Here is a 386-nt window from a genome sequence, read left to right as displayed (position 1 = left end):
GTGTGGACGGGATGCCCCATCTGATGCAGCTGCAGGAGAAATACAGGGAAAGCGGCGTTGAGATCGTAGGAGTCGCGGCTAGTGAACGCGCTCCAACGGCCGATGAGGCCCGAAGCACGTTGGACGCTTGGTTGACGGAAAAGTTCCCGAATCTGAACTATCGGATCGCATTCGACTCCACAGGCGAAATGGACAAGCTTTGGATGGAGCCCAGCTTTTCTTTCTGGATTCCCACCAGTTTCGTGGTCGACCGAGACGGCTGCATCGCCTTTATTGGTGAACCGACGGAACTCGATGAGGTCTTGCCGAAGGTGCTTAACGGCAGCTGGCGCACCAGCGATCAGGCAAAATCCGCCGATGCGGAGCGGATCGCGGAAGGCGAACCC

At 57.8% G+C, this 386-nt stretch carries 1 protein-coding gene; it reads left to right on the top strand.

Going from position 1 to position 386, the window contains the following annotated elements; all coding sequences use genetic code 11:
- The coding region (locus EN780_RS38405; protein ID WP_133373053.1) for a TlpA disulfide reductase family protein at positions 1–386 on the top strand (386 nt) is incomplete at both ends.

Source organism: Mesorhizobium sp. M4B.F.Ca.ET.089.01.1.1, assembly GCF_004022605.1.
Classification (GTDB): Bacteria; Pseudomonadota; Alphaproteobacteria; order Rhizobiales; family Rhizobiaceae; genus Mesorhizobium; species Mesorhizobium abyssinicae.
Note: the sequence above shows the minus strand (reverse complement) of the source record. Positions and strands in the feature narration are given on the sequence as shown.